This window comes from Dyella sp. 2HG41-7 (genome assembly GCF_021390675.1).
Classification (GTDB): Bacteria; Pseudomonadota; Gammaproteobacteria; order Xanthomonadales; family Rhodanobacteraceae; genus Dyella_B.
This window is the reverse complement of the sequence record NZ_JAJEJV010000004.1, coordinates 741,820-758,006: the sequence shown is the minus strand read 5'-3', so window position 1 is coordinate 758,006 and position 16,187 is coordinate 741,820. Positions and strand designations below refer to the sequence as shown.

Below are 16,187 nucleotides of genomic sequence, written 5' to 3'. Positions count from 1 at the left end.
GAGGTAATGCGTTGTCGCGCTCGTGCTATTCATGCCTCGTGTCGACTTCATTGCGTTTGATCAGGAATCGGAGCCGCCGCGGCGCTTCGATTTCTTCTTGTCCGCATCCGTGGGGCTCGGCGCTGCGGGCACTTCGCCGGGTTTCAGCGCTTGCACCTTGCTGCCGGGCTTCAGACGGAACTGGCCTTCGGTGACCACTTGGTCGCCTTCGTCCAGGCCCTTGCTGACCATCACGTGGCTATCGCCCACTTCGCCTGCCACCGCGACGGCTTGCATCGCCACCGTCTGATCCGGTTTCAGCTTGTAGACGAAATCGCCATCGGGACCGCGCTGCACTGCCTGCGCCGGAATCACCAGACCGCCAGCGACCGTGCGCACGCGCAGGCGCACGTTCACGAATTGACCGGGCCACAGCGTGCTCTTGGGATTGCTGAAGATAGCGCGCAGCTTGAACGTGCCGGTGGACGTGTCGATCAAGTTATCGACCACTTCCAGCGTGCCGGTGGTGTCGAGCGGATGCGCGTCGGCGCGATCGAGCGCGATCACTTCCAATTTCTCCGCGCCGTTCTGGAACGAATCGTGCACCGCCTCGAGGTTTTGCTCCGGCAGCGTGAAGAGCACATAGATCGGCTGCACCTGCGTGAGCGTGACGATCGCGGTGGTGGTGGTGACCACGTTGCCCGGATCGACCTGGCGAATGCCGGCCACGCCATCGATCGGCGAAATGATCTTGGTGAAGTCGAGCTGCACTTTGGCCGAACGCGCGGCGGCTTCGTCGGCAATCACCGTTGCTCTGAGCTGATTGACGTTGTTGCGGTACGTGTCGATGTTCAACGCCGCGACGTAACCGTTGGCGACCAACTTCTGATTGCGATCCAAGGTGCTGTTGGCCGTGGCGAGCGATGCTTCGTCCTGCTTCTGCTTCGCTACCGCCTGATCGTACGCAGCCTGATACGTGCGCGGATCGATCTGGGCGATCACGTCGCCCTTGTGCACAGCTTGGCCTTCTTTGAAATTGATCGCCCAAAGCTGGCCGCCGACCTGCGGGTTGATCGTCACGTTGTTGAGCGCGGTCACCGTTCCGATGGCGGTGAGATAGACCGGCACGGCCTGCTTCACCGTGGGTTCGACCGTCACCGGCACGGGCGTGTTGTCCTGACCGTTGGCGCCACCCGGGCCGCCGTTTTGACCGGCCGCCTGACCGCCGTGGCGCCCTGCCCCGGCCGTCTGTCCTGGTTTATGCAGCAAGCGGAATGCGACCCCGCCCACCACAAGCACGGCGATCACGATCAACGCGATCTTCCAAAAACGCGACATGTGAAACTCCTGGAATAGACGGCGGAGCCTCCCGACCCCGCCGACACAAACGATGCTTTCTTGCCCTACATCAGTGGAACAAGCATAGGGGCTGCTTAACGACGTTGGACAATGCCAGTTGACACAGGTGCCTTATGACCGATGGCAGGGTCCGTGAAGCGCTCCACGCACGTTGGCGCACCTCAACTGCCAAGCGTAACAGCGAAGCATGACCGCCTGTCTGCAAGGTGGCGCCGACCTGCCTTATTGACGATGGCGTACACGAACGCCATTGCAAGCCGCTTGCGACCCTGCGACGCGGTACCTCAACTTGTTGTGGGCTTCGTCTATACTCCGAGGCTTCGTGCCCGTGGCGGCCGGATTGTTCCGATTTGCCACGGCATGGTCGCCTGGGGGCGGCGAGGCGGTCACGGGGGACGTGACGGCTTTCCAGATTAATCATTCGATGACTGGAGTACATGCGTGAGCGGTTCCATGAGCAAATCCGACCAGAGCTTCCTGCATCAGTTTTCGTTGCTTATCGCCGGTCTCGGCATACTGACCCTGGTCCTGATCTTCACCGCATGGACGATCTACGAGCACGAGCCGAAGGAAACCGACCCGAACGCCGCGCAACAACTTTCCGCCAGCATGGCCCCTAACGGTGCGGTCTATGCAGGCAACACCGGTCGCGCCGCCATGTTGGCCGCGCAGGATGCCGCCGCCAAAGCAGCCGCCGCGCAGGTCGCTTACGGCGGCACCACCGACGGCAAGACCATCTACGACAACCTTTGCCACAGCTGCCACACCGCCGGCGTCGCGGGTGCGCCCGTGCTGGGCAACAAGGCGATGTGGGCGCCGCGTATTGCCGAAGGCCTGGATACGCTGATCAAGCACGCCACCGATGGCTATAAAGGCCCGGACGGCAACAACATGCCAGCCAAGGGCGGTAATCCGGCGCTGACCGATGCGCAGGTGAAAGCGGCCGTCACCTGGATCGTGAATCAGGCGAAATAAGCCGGATTTCGCTTCGCCGACAACGCCGCCTCCGGGCGGCGTTTTTGTTTGGAACGCGGGCCACAAGAACGTGCGCCATGCCGGCCCGCTATCATGGGCGTCATGACGTCCACCGCCCCCACCGCCGATCCGTCCGAATTTCCGGACGCACTCACCGAATTCACCCTGCAAGGCCCCGTCGGCCAGCTCGAAGCCATCAGCGATGTGGCAGAGCGTGCGGACGCGCGCCGCGGCGTCGTAGTGATCTGCCATCCCAATACCAAAGATGGCGGCACCATGCGCAACAAAGTGGTGACCATGCTGGAACGCAGCCTGCGCGAAAGCGGCTTGGACACGCTGCGCTTCAATTTCCGCAGCGGCGGCGAATCGGCCGGTGAATACGACAATGGCCGCGGCGAAAGCGACGACCTCACCGCCGTGGTCGCATGGGTGCGCAAAGTGCGCCCGAACGACGTGCTGTGGCTGGCGGGCTTTTCCTTCGGCAGCTATGTCACCTTGCGCAACGCCGTGAAGATGAAAGCCGACGCCTTGATCAGCATCGCGCCACCGGTCGGCCGCTGGTCGCACGAAACACTGGCGTTACCCACCTGCCCGTGGTTGGTCGTGATGGGCGAAGAAGACGAAGTGGTGGAGCCGCAGTCGGTGTTCGATTGGGTCGACAGCCTCGAACATCCGCCCGAGTTGACTCGCATGCCCGAGACGGGACATTTCTTTCATCGACGCCTGATGGATTTGCGCGGCGTCGTGAAGCATTGGGTGTTGGATTATCTGCCGCCCGCGCGCGATTGATGCCCTTCTTTCACTCCCTCTCCCCTCCGGGGAGAGGGTTGGGGTGAGGGGCCGCGCTTGCCATGACCACAACAACACGAAGAATGTTTTCTGCAATCACAGCGCTCGACATTTCTTCGCAAGATTGACCCCTCACCCTAACCCTCTCCCCAGAAGGGAGAGGAAATAGTTCGCTAGCTTCAAGGTTTACAGACGATGGCTGAAATTTCGCCCAGCGCACGTTATCAAGAAGGCGTTGCCGCTCACCGCTGGAGCTCCGACCCCGCGCAGCTTGCCGTGCTGCCGGAATTGGACCGCATGCAAGCGGCGCTGTGCGCTGTCAATGAAAACGGCAACGGCTTGTTTGGCCGTCTAAAGTCGTTGCTTGGCGCCGAAGAACGTCGCGCCGTTCCGGGTTTGTATCTATGGGGAAGCGTGGGACGCGGCAAAACATTTCTGATGGATCTGTTCGCTGCGAGCTTGCCGCACGGCGTCGCGCTTCGACGCCACTTCCATCGCTTTATGGGCGAAGTGCACGAACAATTGCGCGATCTGGGCGAACGTCAGGATCCGCTGGTCGAAGTCGCCGCGAACATTGCCGCGCGCTGCCGCGTGCTTTGCCTGGACGAGTTTCTGGTCAACGACATCGGCGATGCGATGATCCTGGCCAATCTGATGGAAGCGCTGTTCGCGCGCGGCGTCTCCTTGGTCACGACTTCGAACACCGCGCCGGACAATCTTTATAAGGACGGCCTGCAACGTGCGCGCTTTTTGCCGGCGATCGCCTCCATCAACCAGCATTGCCATGTAGTGGAAATGATTTCCGCGCACGACTGGCGATTGCGCGCGCTGACGCACGCGCCGGTATATCACACGCCGCCCGGTCTTGAAGCGGAGCGTGCGTTGACGCGAATCTTTTCCAGCCAAGCGCAAGGCAATGTGGTCGACGGCGGCGACATCGTGATCAACGATCGCCCGATTCCGGTGCGCAAGCGCGCCGGCAATATCCTGTGGTTCGACTTCGCCGCGCTTTGCGACGGTCCGCGCGCGGTCGCCGACTACATCGCGCTCGCCAAAACGGCGCCGGAAATCATTCTTTCCAACGTGCCGCAATTCACCATCTACAGCGAAGATCCCGCCAAACGTTTCGTGCAATTGGTAGACGAGTTCTACGACCGCCACGTCAAGCTGATTCTTTCCGCCGGCGCGCCGATCACCGAGCTGTACGATGGCGAGCGACTGCGCGCGGAATTCGGTCGCACGGAATCGCGGCTGATCGAAATGCAAAGCGAAGAATATCTGGGGCTTGCGCATCGGCCCGAGTAAGCGCATCGGCGCTCGACGCGCGCGCTGTTCCGCGTTCTTGCATGCTGTTACCGTGCCGCTTACGCCTGGATTCGGGAGCTCTCGATGCTGACTGTCTTCGCTATTGCTTTGCTCGCCGGCGCACCCGCCGCGCCCGACACCTTCAACGAACGCGTGCAGCGCGCCAAGATGTTGGAAGCGAGCGCCACCGGCCCCGCCTATCAAAAGCAATTCTGGGCCAAGACCGGCAATCCGATGACGGATACGCTCAAAGGCTGCCTCGCCAGCAACGCACCCGCGGATAAATCGCCGTTTACGCTAGTGGCGGATATTTCGCCCGACGGCCGTCCGCTGAATGTGGAAGTGCGCGCACCGACGCCAGTCGCCAAATGTCTGGCCGGTCAATTCTCGAACTGGACCTTTCCCGCGCCGCCCAAGCAGACCGGATCGACGAATTATCCGATCGAGATCGATGTGAGCATGTAAGCGCGCGAAAACATGCAGCGCCGACGTTGTGTCGCGCGCTGCATCGATGCATTACGGCGTGGATGACTTGCCCAGTTTCAGCATCACCACGCCGAGGGACGGCACGCTGAACACATGCTTGTCGTCGATCTCACCGAGATCGCGCTGCGCCCACAAATCGCGTGCAGTCACCTCGCCGTGCAATCCCAGCGCTTTGAAATCCACCGTCGCGCTCAAATCGTGATTGAGCGTATTGAACAAACCTACGGCCATGGTGCCGTCGGCCAGCGGACGCATCCAAAGTTGGATCGGTCCTTCTTGCATCACGCGGCGGCCGGCTTTGCCGAGCGCATCTTGATTGACGGCAAGCACTTCGGGATTGGTGAGCACGTCGCGCGTCGTGGCATCCATCGTGAAGAGATCGTTGCCGGCGATCAGCGGCGCCGCGAGCAATGCCCACAAACTCATATGCGTGCGTTCGGTCGCTTGCGTATCCATACCCTTGTTGCCGATTTCCAGCATGTCCGCGTCGTTCCAGTGACCGGGTCCGGCGAAACGCTGCAAGCCTAGCTGCGCATTCGCGTTGAACATCATGCTGTCGTAATTGGCTTGAATATCGTCGGTGGAGCGCCACAGATTGGCGCCGACCTCGGCGCCCCACGACCACACGCGTCCCCAGCCATAACTGCACAGCGCGTACACGATCGGACGGCCGGTGGCCGCCAGCGATTGATGCATCAGGCGATACGCCGATTTCATCATCGCCGTCTGCTCGGCTTCGCTTTTACCTTCCATATGTTTGTGGAAGCTGCACAGATCGTATTTGAGATAGTCCACGCCCCAGCTGGCGAACAACTTCGCGTCTTGCGCTTCATGTCCGTAGCTGCCGGTGAAGCCGCCGCAGGTTTGTTCGCCAGGCGAGGAGTAGATGCCGAACTTCAAGCCTTTGCTGTGCACGTAATCGGCCAGCGCTTTCATGTCTGGAAATTTCTTGTTCGGATGCAAGACGCCTTGCGCATCGCGCTCGCCTTGCCAGCCGTCGTCGATGATCACGTACTGATAACCGGCTTTCGCCATACCGCTGCTCACCATCGCATCAGCGGCGTGGCGAATGTCCGCGTCGGTGACATCGGGGCCGAAATGATTCCAGCTGTTCCAGCCCATCGGGGGCGTGCGCGCGAGCGTTGCAGCGTCGGATGGCGCGGCCGTCGCGAACCACGGCATCATCAGCATGCTCAACAACACCAACCACCGTGTTACGGCTCGACTGCGCTGGCTCATCGCTTCGCTCCTTATCGACAAGCGTCGGAGCATAGCCGACACGGAGCTTGTGTCATGTGTTGCGTTACGATCTTTGGGCATATCTACCGGGAGTCGCCGCATGCGCGCACCAACGGGTTCGGTTGTCGGGCTGTGCTCCGCGTCCGCCACGATGTCGGCGATGGGAATGGCCTTTCTCGGTTACTGGGGCGTGCACGAACCCACGCCGTGGAGCGCGCGCGACATCATGGTGGTGTGCCTGGCCTTTCTCAGTTTCATCGCCCTGGGCGCCACGATCTGGATCGCGACCACGCCGATCGCCGACGGCGCCGTCGAACGGATCGCGCCGGCGCGTCGAAGCTTCGCCGCCGGGTTGGTGTTGATGTGGGCGGCGATCATCGTGGCGATCGCAAAGTAGCCGCGACCCGTCTTGATCAAAAAATTTTTAAGCCGCATCCGGCTTGGCGCCACGCCGCTTATCCACCGGCTTATCCACAAGTTATTGGGTTGACCGATCCCGACTACCCCGATATGTTGTGCTCGTCGGTCGTCGCAATCGGAGCAATCTGAGGGCGACTCGGGAATCCGGTGGGAATCCGGAACTGCCCCGCAGCGGTAAGCGGAGACCAAAGCCCAATGACGCACTGGCCTTCGCCGGCCGGGAAGCAGGGTGAGTAGGCGGGCCGCAAGGCTCACATCCGCAAGTCCGAAGACCTGCCGACACGGCATGACCGGAATGTCATGCCGCTCGTGACGGCCTCCGCGGGGAGGTATGTCGCACGACGCGGATGTCTTACCCGTGTCGGGCGATCGACCGCGCAAACCGCCACATCAGCCCTGCGCGCGGGAGCAGGCGGTTGAGACCTAGGAGTCTGTCCTCTTCAACCGGATGCGTCCGGCCTGGACAGGCTCCATAGCCGGAGCGCCCACCATGCAGCCTATCGATACCGAATCGCGCGAGCGTAACGACGTTCGCGCTGACACGTCCGCGTTTTCCGCCGACGCCACGAACACGAACCTCACGATGTCCGCCACTGCCGAAACACCGTTCGCCCTCACGCCCCCGCACAACCCCGGCCAGATGCGCGTCACCAAGCGCAACGGCCGACACGAAGTCGTCGACGTCAACAAGATCGTGCGCGCCGTCACGCGCAGCGCGGAAGGTTTGCACGGCGTCGATCCGTTGCGCGTCGCGCTGAAAACCATCGGCGGCTTGTACGACGGCGCCAGCACGCAAGAGCTCGATCAGCTTTCCATTCGCACCTCCGCAGCCTTGACCGCGGAAGAACCCGAATACGGCCAGCTCGCCGCGCGCCTGCTCAGCGCCTTTATCGACAAGGAAGTGAGCGGCCAGGAAATCCAGAGTTTTTCGCAATCCATCGCGCGTGGCGCGGAACTGGGCATCGCCAATGAGCGTTTGCGCGATTTCGTGATGGCCAATGCGCGCAAGCTCAACGACGCGATCGATCCGCTCGCCACGCGCCGCTTTGAATACTTCGGTTTGCGTACGGTCTACGACCGCTATCTGTTGCGTCATCCGCAATTGCGCAAGGTGATCGAAACACCGCCGTATTTTTTTATGCGTATCGCCTGTGCGCTCGGCGGCAACGATATCGCCGAGACGCTGGAGCTGTATCGTTTGTTCTCCTCGCTAGAGTACATCGCCAGCTCGCCGACGCTTTTCAACGCCGGTACGGCGCACGAACAGTTGAGTTCGTGCTTCCTGCTCGATTCGCCGCAGGATTCGTTGGAATCGATTTACGAGAAGTACGGCGACGTCGCCAAGCTCAGCAAATTCGCCGGTGGTATCGGCTTGGCATATTCGCGCGTGCGCTCGCGCGGTTCGCTGATCAAAGGCACCAACGGACACTCGAACGGTTTGGTGCCGTGGCTAAAAACGCTGGATGCGTCCGTCGCCGCCGTGAATCAAGGTGGCAAGCGCAAAGGCGCGGCGTGCGTGTATCTGGAACCGTGGCACGCGGATATCGAAGAGTTTCTGGAACTGCGCGATAACACCGGCGATGAAGCGCGCCGCACGCACAACCTCAACCTCGCCAACTGGATTCCCGACGAATTCATGCGCCGCGTCGAGCACGACGGCAACTGGTCGCTGTTCGATCCCAAAGTCGTGCCGCATTTCGTGGACACCTGGGGCGAAACCTTCGAACGCGCCTACCACAAGGCGGAAGCCGAAGGTTTGGCGGTCAAAACGGTCAAGGCACGCGAACTGTATGCACGCATGTTGCGCACGCTGGCGCAGACCGGCAACGGCTGGATGACTTTCAAGGATCGCAGCAACGCCACCAGCAATCAGACGGCAAAGCCTGAGAACGTCATTCATCTCTCGAATCTGTGCACCGAGATTCTGGAAGTCACCAACGCCGGTGAAACCGCGGTTTGCAATCTCGGCTCAATCAACCTCTCCCGCCATGTCGTGGATGGCGCGTTCGATTTCGCCAAACTCGCCACCACCGTGCGCACCGCGGTGCGGCAGCTCGATCGTGTGATCGATCTGAACTTCTATCCGATCGACACAGCCGCGACGGCCAATCGCAAATGGCGCCCGGTGGGCCTGGGTGTGATGGGCTTGCAGGATGTGTTCTTCAAGCTGCGCCTACCTTTCGATTCGGCCGAAGCGCTAGCGCTTTCCACGCGCATCGCCGAAGAGATCTACTACAACGCGTTGGCGCAATCGAACGCCTTAGCCGAGCAAAGCGGCGCGCACCCGGGCTTTGCCGAAACCCGCGCGGCCCACGGCGAATTGCAGTTCGACTACTGGAAAGCCGCAACGCCGCACGACACCGCTCGCTGGGACGCGTTGCGCGACGCGATCAAAACGAATGGCTTGCGCAACTCGCTGCTGATCGCCATTGCGCCCACCGCAACCATCGCGTCCATTGCCGGCTGCTACGAATGCATCGAGCCGCAAGTCAGCAACCTGTTCAAGCGCGAGACCTTGTCGGGCGACTTTCTGGTAGTGAATCGCTACCTGGTGGAAGAGCTGAAAACATTGGGATTGTGGACGCCCGAAGTCCGCGACGCGATCAAGCTTGCGGAAGGTTCGATCCAGAACATCGCCGCGATTCCGGAACGCCTGCGCTCAATCTATCGCACCGTGTGGGAGTTGCCGCAGAAAGTGTTGATCGACTTGGCCGCCGCACGCGGTGCGTATATCGATCAAAGCCAGTCGCTGAATTTGTTTATGGAGAACCCGAACATTGGGCAGCTGAGCTCGATGTACATGTACGCGTGGAAGTCTGGCGTCAAAACGACGTATTACTTGCGCTCGCGTCCGGCGACGAAGATAGCGAAGACGACGGTGACTGCGTCGGCGACTGCTGTGCTTGCGCCCAGCGCGCAGGATGAAGCGACGGCCGCCGTGTTCTGTTCTCTCGAAAATCCCGAGTACTGCGAGGCTTGCCAATAAAGTCTCGTCGCCCCGGCGAAAGCCGGGGCCCAGCGACTTCAGTTACAGACGAGCAAAAGACACTAGGCCCCGGCCTTCGCCGGGGCGACGGGTTTAAAGCAAGGTTGGATAAAGGTCGTTCCAGTACGGATTGAAACGCTCAACGAGTTCTAACTTCCATTGGCGATGCCACTTCTTCAATAACTTCTCGCGGCTTATCGCTGATTCCATCGTTTCGTGCAGCTCATACCAGACGAGGCAATATGCAGCGTGAGCTCTCGTGAAGCTCGAAATAAAGCCAGAACGATGTTGCCACACTCGTTGAACCAGATCCGAGGTTACCCCGACGTACAAAACACCGTTCCGTCTACTAGCAAGTATATAAACACTGGGTTGCCGCGATCTCATGATGACGATTTTCGGCATCCATTTGCTTCCGGCAAATCCTCCAACACCCCTCACACTCGTCGTCCCGGCGAAAGCCCGGACCCAGCGACTTCCTACAAAATTTCCTGAGGACATCACGTTGAACGCCTCGCAACCCCAACACATCCTCGACCCCGGCTTCGAACTCACCCTGCGCCCGATGCGCTACCCCGAGTTCTACGAGATGTATCGCAACGCGATCAAAAACACCTGGACGGTGGAAGAAGTGGATTTTTCGCTCGACGTCACCGACCTCAAGTCGAAGATGACGGATGCGGATCGTCACCTGATCCATCGTTTAGTGGCATTCTTCGCTACGGGCGACACCATCGTCGCGAACAACCTGGTGTTGAACCTTTATCAGCACATCAACGCGCCGGAAGCGCGCATGTATTTGTCGCGCCAGTTGTTCGAAGAAGCGCTGCATGTGCAGTTCTATCTCACGTTGCTGGACACTTACATCCCCGATCCGAACGAGCGCAATAAAGCGTTTGCCGCGATCGAAAACATTCCGTCGATCAAGCAGAAAGGTGCGTTCTGCTTTAAGTGGATCGACTCCGTCCAGGACTTGCGGCGACTGGAAACGCGCGAGCAGCGCCGTCAGTTTCTGCTGAACCTGATCTGTTTCGCGGCCTGCATCGAAGGGCTGTTTTTCTTTGCCGCGTTTGCGTACGTGTATTTCCTGCGCTCGCGCGGACTGCTGCATGGCTTGGCGTCGGGCACCAATTGGGTGTTCCGCGACGAATCGGGTCATATGGCGTTCGCTTTTTCCGTGGTGCGCACCGTGCGCGCGCAAGATCCGGATTTGTTCGACGACGCGATGCGTGCAGATGTCGAAGCCATGCTGGAAGAAGCCATCGCCTGCGAAACGCAGTTTGCCGAAGACGTGCTTTCCGGCGGCGTGGCCGGCTTGTCGGTGAAGGATATGCGCCAATACCTGGAATATTGCGCCGATCAACGCCTCGCCCAGCTCGATCTGCCGAAGAAGTACGGCGCCAAGAACCCGTTCGACTTTATGGACCTGCAGGACGTGCAGGAAGTCACCAACTTTTTCGAGCGGCGCGTGTCGGCCTATCAGGTGGGCGTGGAGGGAGAGGTGGCGTTCGACATGGCGTTCTGATGCAATCTGTCGTCATGAACATGCCGCTTGTCATTCTTACCGATACGCCGGACCCTGCCGATGTGCTGTCGGTTCGCGCGCAGTTGAGTCAGTTCAATCTGGCTGCCACGCGCATCGACGATCAACGCGCGCTCGCCGTGCTGGTGAAAGATCCCGAAACCGGCGACGTGCTAGGCGGGCTTACGGGCCGCACGTCGCGCGGGATGTTGTTTGTCGAGGTGTTTTTCGTGGCCGAATCGCTGCGCGGCACGGGCTTGGGTAGCCGCGTGTTGCGCATGGCCGAAGAGGAAGCGGTACGTCGCGGCTGCCGCCACGGCTTGTTGCACACCAATACGTTTCAGGCGCCTGAGTTCTACAAGAAAAACGGCTGGGTGGAGATGGGATCGATTCCCAGCGATCCGCCGGGCAATTACCGCATCTTCTTTAGCAAGCAGCTCGACGCTTAACGCGTTTGCGTCGTTGCAAAACAAAACAGCCTCCGCGATGGAGGCTGTTTGCGTTATGGGCGTTGCGATCGGTGATTCACGTCCAGCTGCTGTCGTCGTCGAATCCGCCGCCGTCGAAGTTGTTGTCGTCGAAATCAGTGTTGGTGAAATCCTGACCGCCGCCGTTCGACGCGTTGCCGTCGTCGTAGAAATTGTTTTCGGTGACGTTTTCGATCACTTCGGGCTGGCCGCCGAAGCCGCCGCCGAAGAGTCCGCCGCCATGATGACCGCCGAGCAGGCTTTCAATGCCGTCGAACAGGAACATGCCGCCGGCGACACCGGCAGCCGTGGTTGCGGCGCTTTGCAGGAAACTCGGCGCGGCGCTTTGCGGCGCGGGCGCGCTGCTGCCGCCGAACAAACGATCGCGCCAGGTTGGGGCCGCTTGCTGTTGCGGCATCGGCGGCGGCGCCGAGCCCCATGCGGAAGGCTGTCCGCCGAGGAAACTGCCGCCGCCCTGTTGGCCCGCCGCTTTCGCTTGCAACTGCGCAATTTGCGCCTTGGCTGCGTCCAGCGCGTGCTGTTGCAACAAGCTGCGTTGCACGAGCAAGTACAACGCATCGGGCTGACCGGCCAGGCGCTGGTGAATCAGCGCATCGGCCTGCGCGTCCTTGGCCACGCCGTTGACGGCGGCCAGGCGCTGAAGGAAATCGTCGAGAAGAGTTTGTTCCTGGGGAGTCATGGGGATATCCGTTGGACTGCTAAGGGCGCCGGCACGATGCAGGCATCGAAGAAAGTATGCGCAGCTTGTGTGACCTCAAGGGGTGACCTTCGTGCTATGTCCCTTGGCGCTCAGACGGGAGCGCATTCAGTTTCGGCGGTCGAAAGGCCTATTGACTACAGGCGTAGTCATGGCGTAGCGTTGACTACAACTGTAGTCAGGCGAGTGCACCATCATGACCAAACCCTCGATCGGCGACCAGGAGCTCGCGCTCCTGCATTACCTGGCCGAACACGAACACGCGTCGGTGGGCGAAGTGGCCGCCGATTTCGGCGAGTCGCGTGGCCTGGCGCGCTCCACCGTGTTGACGATGATGGAGCGCTTGCGCGCGAAGTCGTATCTGAAACGCCGCCATGTGGAAGGCGTCTATCGCTACACCACCGCGACGGGACCGGGCGAAGCGTTGAACAATGCCGTGGGTCAGTTTGTCGAGAAGACGTTGTCCGGTTCGCTCTCGCCGTTCGTCGCGTGGATGTCGCAGAAGGCGGACGTCAGCGATAACGAATTGGCCGAGCTCGAGGCGCTGGTCGCGCAACTGCAATCCAGGCGCAAGGATGCTTGATATGGATACCTTGATCCCTCTCGCCGACACGCTGTTGTCACGCCTGATCTGGACCACGGCGCAAGCGACCGTGCTGATCGCGGGATTGTGGTTGTTGATGCGCTACGTGCCGCGGCTGGCGCCTTCGATTCGTTGCATGTTGTGGTGGCTCGTCGCCGCGCAACTCGTGCTTGGCATGGCCGTGAAAACGCCGGTGCAATTGCGATGGCTGACGCCCGCACCGGTGGCCGTGGACAGTTCGGCGCATGTCGCCGTCGAGTACGTGCACGCCACCAACCCTGCCTACGTTCCCCGCGCGCTGTCCGCGACGGCAGCGTTCGGCAGCGCATCTGCGTCGCACGTGGCGACGTCCGCGTGGTCGTGGTCGGAAGCGCTGGTGTTGCTGTGGCTGTCCTTTGTCGTGCTGCAGATCGTGCTGACCGCACGGGAATGGTTCGAAAGCCATGCCTTGCTGCGCGAAGCAAAACCGTCGGAAAGCGCCGCATTGCAGACCCTTTACTCGAATCAGGCGCGCGCGCTCGGCATGCGTCGCATACCGGCACTGCGTGTCTCCGATGCGATCGTCTCGCCGCAAGTCAGCGGTCTTTGGCGCCCCGTCGTGCTATTGCCCGCCGAACAAACGTTGTCGTCGGACGAATTGTCGATGGCGATCGCGCACGAGCTGGCGCATGTCCGACGCGGCGATTTGTGGCTGGGCTGGATACCCGCTGTCGCGCAGCGCCTGTTCTTTTTTCATCCGATGGTCGTGTGGGCGATGCGCGAGTACGCGGTGTACCGCGAAGCTGCGTGCGACGCGCAGGTGCTGCAGCGTCACGACGCAACGCCCCAACACTACGGGCATCTGCTGGTGCGCCTGGGCGTGGTAGATCCGATGCATTCCAGTCTTGCCGGCGCGTCGTCGACCTTCCTCCATTTAAAGAGGCGATTGATCATGCTGCAGCAAAGTGTGAACGACGGCACGCCGCGCGTGCGCAGTTGGCTGCTCGTTGCGGCGATTGCTGCGGTGGGCATTCTTCCTTATCGCGTGACCGCCGGCGATGCCGCATCGCAGTCGACGGCTCCGCCAACAACCGCTTTCGTGTTCGCGTCCACGCCGCAGTCGTTTGCGACGCCTGCCACGCCGCCAACACCGGCCACACCGCCCACACCCGTGACGCCGCCGACGCCCATCACGCCGCCGACACCGCGTACGCCCGCCACACCGCCGACGCCTCCAACGCCGCCGACACCACCTACGCCCGATGCGCTGGTCATTCACGACGCGGGACGCGGCGCGCACCACATCGACATCGACACCAACGCAAACGCGGCACGTGGCATTGCACTGTTCGATGGCGACTCGGTGATGATCAGCGGCAGCGACATCGATGTCGCCAACGCACAACGTCTGCGCAAGCAAAACGATGCGATGCTCTGGATTCGCAACGGCCAGAAGGCGTATGTCGTGCGCGACGCCAAACTGATTCACGAAGCCAAGGAAGCGTACGCGCCACTCAATCAGCTAGCGCGCGCACAGGGCGAACTTGCAGGAAAGCAAGGCGAATTGGCGGGTCGCCAAGCCGGACTGGCCGCACGAGAGGGCGCACTGGCAGATCGCGAAGCGCAACTCGCGTCGCGTCGCGCCAACCTCGACGCGCAACGCGCTTCACTGCAAAACGCCGCTACCTCGGATCGGCAGGAACAAGCCGCTCTGGAGCAAGGCCAAATGGCGGGCATGGATGCCGAGCAAGCTGCGATCAATCGCGAGCATCAGAAAATTCAGCAAATGAGCGAAGCGCTGTCACAGCAGCAACGCGATCTTTCCATGCGCCAGGAAGATATGTCGGCGCAACAAAAGCGCGCCACGGAAGAGGCCGATCGACAACTGGACGAAGTTGTGAAAGACGCGCAGGCGCGCGGCCTGGCGCAACCCGCGCATCTTTAAGACAAAGAGGTAAAGCACGATCGGCTTTACCTCTTTCTCCCGCATCACGCAAAGCAGCTAGCCGACAACCGCCCGCATTGCTGGGCGGCAGGGATCGTGCGTCTTTTTATCCCGCTTTCACGGAGCGATGTCATGTTCGGGTATTACCTCACGCTTGCCGTTCACAGCCTTCGTCGCAGCCGAGTCATCACCGCGTTGATGATTGCCGCGATCGGCCTGGGGATCGGCGCAAGCATGACGATGATCACTGTTATGCACATGATGTCGGGCGATCCGTTACCCGATCGCAGTGGGCAGTTGTTTGTGCCTTTGATCGATCCGTTTCCACTCGATCACGAGAAATCGAAAAACAACATCGCGTACGCCGATATGACATGGGTGGATGCGATGAACCTTCTGAAAGCGGCGCGCGCAAAGCGGCAAGCCGCCATGGTGGCGGGCGTTTTACCGATTCGTCCGGCGCAGAGCGCCGAGCATCCGTTCTTCGAATTTGGACATTTCGTTACCTCCGATTTCTTTCCCATGTTTGGCGTACCGCTACGCGAAGGCTCTGGCTGGACGGCACAGGACGATCAAGCGCATGCGCGCGTCATCGTGATCAGCGAGGAGCTTCGTCGCAAACTGTTCGGCACGGCGCCCGCCGTCGGCCGCACGATGCGCCTCAAAGACACCGACTTTCGCGTGATCGGCGTATTGGGCAATTGGCAGCCGCAACCCACGTTTTACGCGCAAATCGACGATCGCGCATTCGGTCGCGCGGATCAGTTCTTACTGCCTTTGCAAACGGCGCAGGAATTGAAACTCGACGCTGGCGGCCGTATGGCCTGCTGGGGCAGCAACGGCGACGCACGCACCAGCGATCACTGCACTTGGTTGCAGTTCTGGGTGCAGCTGGATAGCGCAAGCGACGTCCGTGCTTATCGCACTTACCTCAACGACTATTGGCGCGATCAAAAGGCGCACGGCCGCTTTCCCCGCCCCGTCGATGCGCAGCTTTACGGCTTGATGGACTGGCTCGCCAATCAGCGCGTGGTTCCGGACGACCTGCGCATGCAACTGTGGCTTGCGCTCGCATTCCTCGGCGTGTGCATGGTCAACATCATCGCCTTGTTGCTCGCCAAGTTTCTTCGACGCAGCAATGAAATCAGCGTGCGCCGCGCACTAGGCGCACGTCGGCGCGACATCTTTCTGCAGCTTGGCATCGAATCGGCCGTGGTCGGTTTCGCGGGCGGCGCGCTTGGGTTGGTTATCGCCGAACTCGGTTTATGGAGCATCCGCCGACAACCGGATGGCTACGCGCAATTGGCGCATATGGATGTCGCGATGCTGCTCGGCACATTCGCGCTTGCCGTTGTGGCCAGCGTGCTTGCCGCGCTGCTGCCCGCGTGGCGAGCCTGCAACGTGATGCCCGCTCTGCATATGAAAACTCAGTGAG

15 protein-coding genes and 1 riboswitch are annotated in these 16,187 nt (G+C 60.9%); of the genes, 11 read left to right on the top strand and 4 right to left on the bottom strand.

The window, feature by feature from the left end:
- Positions 1–60: 60 nt before the first annotated feature.
- Positions 61–1,317: an efflux RND transporter periplasmic adaptor subunit gene (locus L0U79_RS04860; RefSeq protein WP_233840753.1), complete on the bottom strand. Its 1,257-nt coding sequence runs from the start codon at positions 1,315–1,317 to the stop codon at positions 61–63.
- 474 nt (positions 1,318–1,791) lie between these two features.
- Here L0U79_RS04860 and L0U79_RS04855 point away from each other — a divergent pair, with 474 nt between their 5' ends.
- The 4 genes from L0U79_RS04855 to L0U79_RS04840 all read left to right on the top strand — a co-directional run bounded on the left by L0U79_RS04855 (position 1,792) and on the right by L0U79_RS04840 (position 4,872).
- Positions 1,792–2,313, top strand: coding sequence for a c-type cytochrome (locus tag L0U79_RS04855; RefSeq protein ID WP_233840752.1), 522 nt, complete (start codon positions 1,792–1,794; stop codon positions 2,311–2,313).
- A 102-nt stretch (positions 2,314–2,415) separates the two neighbouring features.
- Entirely contained in the window at positions 2,416–3,102 is a 687-nt protein-coding gene (locus tag L0U79_RS04850; RefSeq protein ID WP_233840751.1) for an alpha/beta family hydrolase, read from the top strand.
- 195 nt (positions 3,103–3,297) lie between these two features.
- Entirely contained in the window at positions 3,298–4,407 is a 1,110-nt protein-coding gene (gene zapE / locus L0U79_RS04845) for a cell division protein ZapE (RefSeq protein WP_233840750.1), read from the top strand.
- Between the two features lie 84 nt (positions 4,408–4,491).
- The gene (locus tag L0U79_RS04840; RefSeq protein ID WP_233840749.1) at positions 4,492–4,872 is read left to right on the top strand and encodes a peptidase C13; all 381 of its coding nucleotides are present in this window, start codon (positions 4,492–4,494) and stop codon (positions 4,870–4,872) included.
- A 51-nt stretch (positions 4,873–4,923) separates the two neighbouring features.
- On the opposite strand, the gene L0U79_RS04835 is transcribed toward L0U79_RS04840, so the two are convergent.
- Complete coding sequence (locus L0U79_RS04835; RefSeq protein WP_233840748.1) at positions 4,924–6,132, bottom strand: glycoside hydrolase family 27 protein; 1,209 nt, start codon at positions 6,130–6,132, stop codon at positions 4,924–4,926.
- Between the two features lie 100 nt (positions 6,133–6,232).
- Here L0U79_RS04835 and L0U79_RS04830 point away from each other — a divergent pair, with 100 nt between their 5' ends.
- Together L0U79_RS04830 and L0U79_RS04825 are read left to right on the top strand one after the other, a co-directional pair.
- Positions 6,233–6,529, top strand: coding sequence for a hypothetical protein (locus tag L0U79_RS04830; RefSeq protein ID WP_233840747.1), 297 nt, complete (start codon positions 6,233–6,235; stop codon positions 6,527–6,529).
- Positions 6,530–6,638: 109 nt separating this feature from the next.
- A riboswitch (cobalamin riboswitch) is annotated at positions 6,639–6,848 on the top strand.
- A gap of 287 nt (positions 6,849–7,135) precedes the next feature.
- The gene (locus L0U79_RS04825; protein WP_233843835.1) at positions 7,136–9,538 is read left to right on the top strand and encodes a ribonucleoside-diphosphate reductase subunit alpha; all 2,403 of its coding nucleotides are present in this window, start codon (positions 7,136–7,138) and stop codon (positions 9,536–9,538) included.
- Between the two features lie 93 nt (positions 9,539–9,631).
- Here L0U79_RS04825 and L0U79_RS04820 read toward each other — a convergent pair whose 3' ends face one another.
- The gene (locus tag L0U79_RS04820; protein ID WP_233843834.1) at positions 9,632–9,925 is read right to left on the bottom strand and encodes a GIY-YIG nuclease family protein; all 294 of its coding nucleotides are present in this window, start codon (positions 9,923–9,925) and stop codon (positions 9,632–9,634) included.
- Between the two features lie 178 nt (positions 9,926–10,103).
- Here L0U79_RS04820 and L0U79_RS04815 point away from each other — a divergent pair, with 178 nt between their 5' ends.
- Both L0U79_RS04815 and L0U79_RS04810 read left to right on the top strand, forming a co-directional pair.
- Complete coding sequence (locus tag L0U79_RS04815) at positions 10,104–11,063, top strand: ribonucleotide-diphosphate reductase subunit beta (RefSeq protein WP_233843833.1); 960 nt, start codon at positions 10,104–10,106, stop codon at positions 11,061–11,063.
- 14 nt (positions 11,064–11,077) lie between these two features.
- Entirely contained in the window at positions 11,078–11,509 is a 432-nt protein-coding gene (locus L0U79_RS04810; protein ID WP_233840746.1) for a GNAT family N-acetyltransferase, read from the top strand.
- A 76-nt stretch (positions 11,510–11,585) separates the two neighbouring features.
- Here L0U79_RS04810 and L0U79_RS04805 read toward each other — a convergent pair whose 3' ends face one another.
- On the bottom strand, positions 11,586–12,227 hold the full coding sequence (locus L0U79_RS04805) for a DUF2076 family protein (RefSeq protein WP_233840745.1): 642 nt from the start codon (positions 12,225–12,227) through the stop codon (positions 11,586–11,588).
- Positions 12,228–12,441: 214 nt separating this feature from the next.
- On the opposite strand from L0U79_RS04805, the gene L0U79_RS04800 reads away from it, so the two are divergent.
- The 3 genes from L0U79_RS04800 (at position 12,442) to L0U79_RS04790 (ending at position 16,186) form a co-directional block, all read left to right on the top strand.
- Positions 12,442–12,828 carry a BlaI/MecI/CopY family transcriptional regulator gene (locus tag L0U79_RS04800; RefSeq protein ID WP_233840744.1) on the top strand — a complete coding sequence of 129 codons (387 nt, stop codon included), beginning with the start codon at positions 12,442–12,444 and terminating at the stop codon, positions 12,826–12,828.
- Position 12,829: 1 nt separating this feature from the next.
- Positions 12,830–14,752: a M56 family metallopeptidase gene (locus tag L0U79_RS04795; protein WP_233840743.1), complete on the top strand. Its 1,923-nt coding sequence runs from the start codon at positions 12,830–12,832 to the stop codon at positions 14,750–14,752.
- A gap of 132 nt (positions 14,753–14,884) precedes the next feature.
- Positions 14,885–16,186 (top strand): ABC transporter permease, encoded by a 1,302-nt coding sequence (locus L0U79_RS04790; protein WP_233840742.1) that lies wholly within the window; start codon positions 14,885–14,887, stop codon positions 16,184–16,186.
- Position 16,187 lies beyond the last annotated feature (1 nt).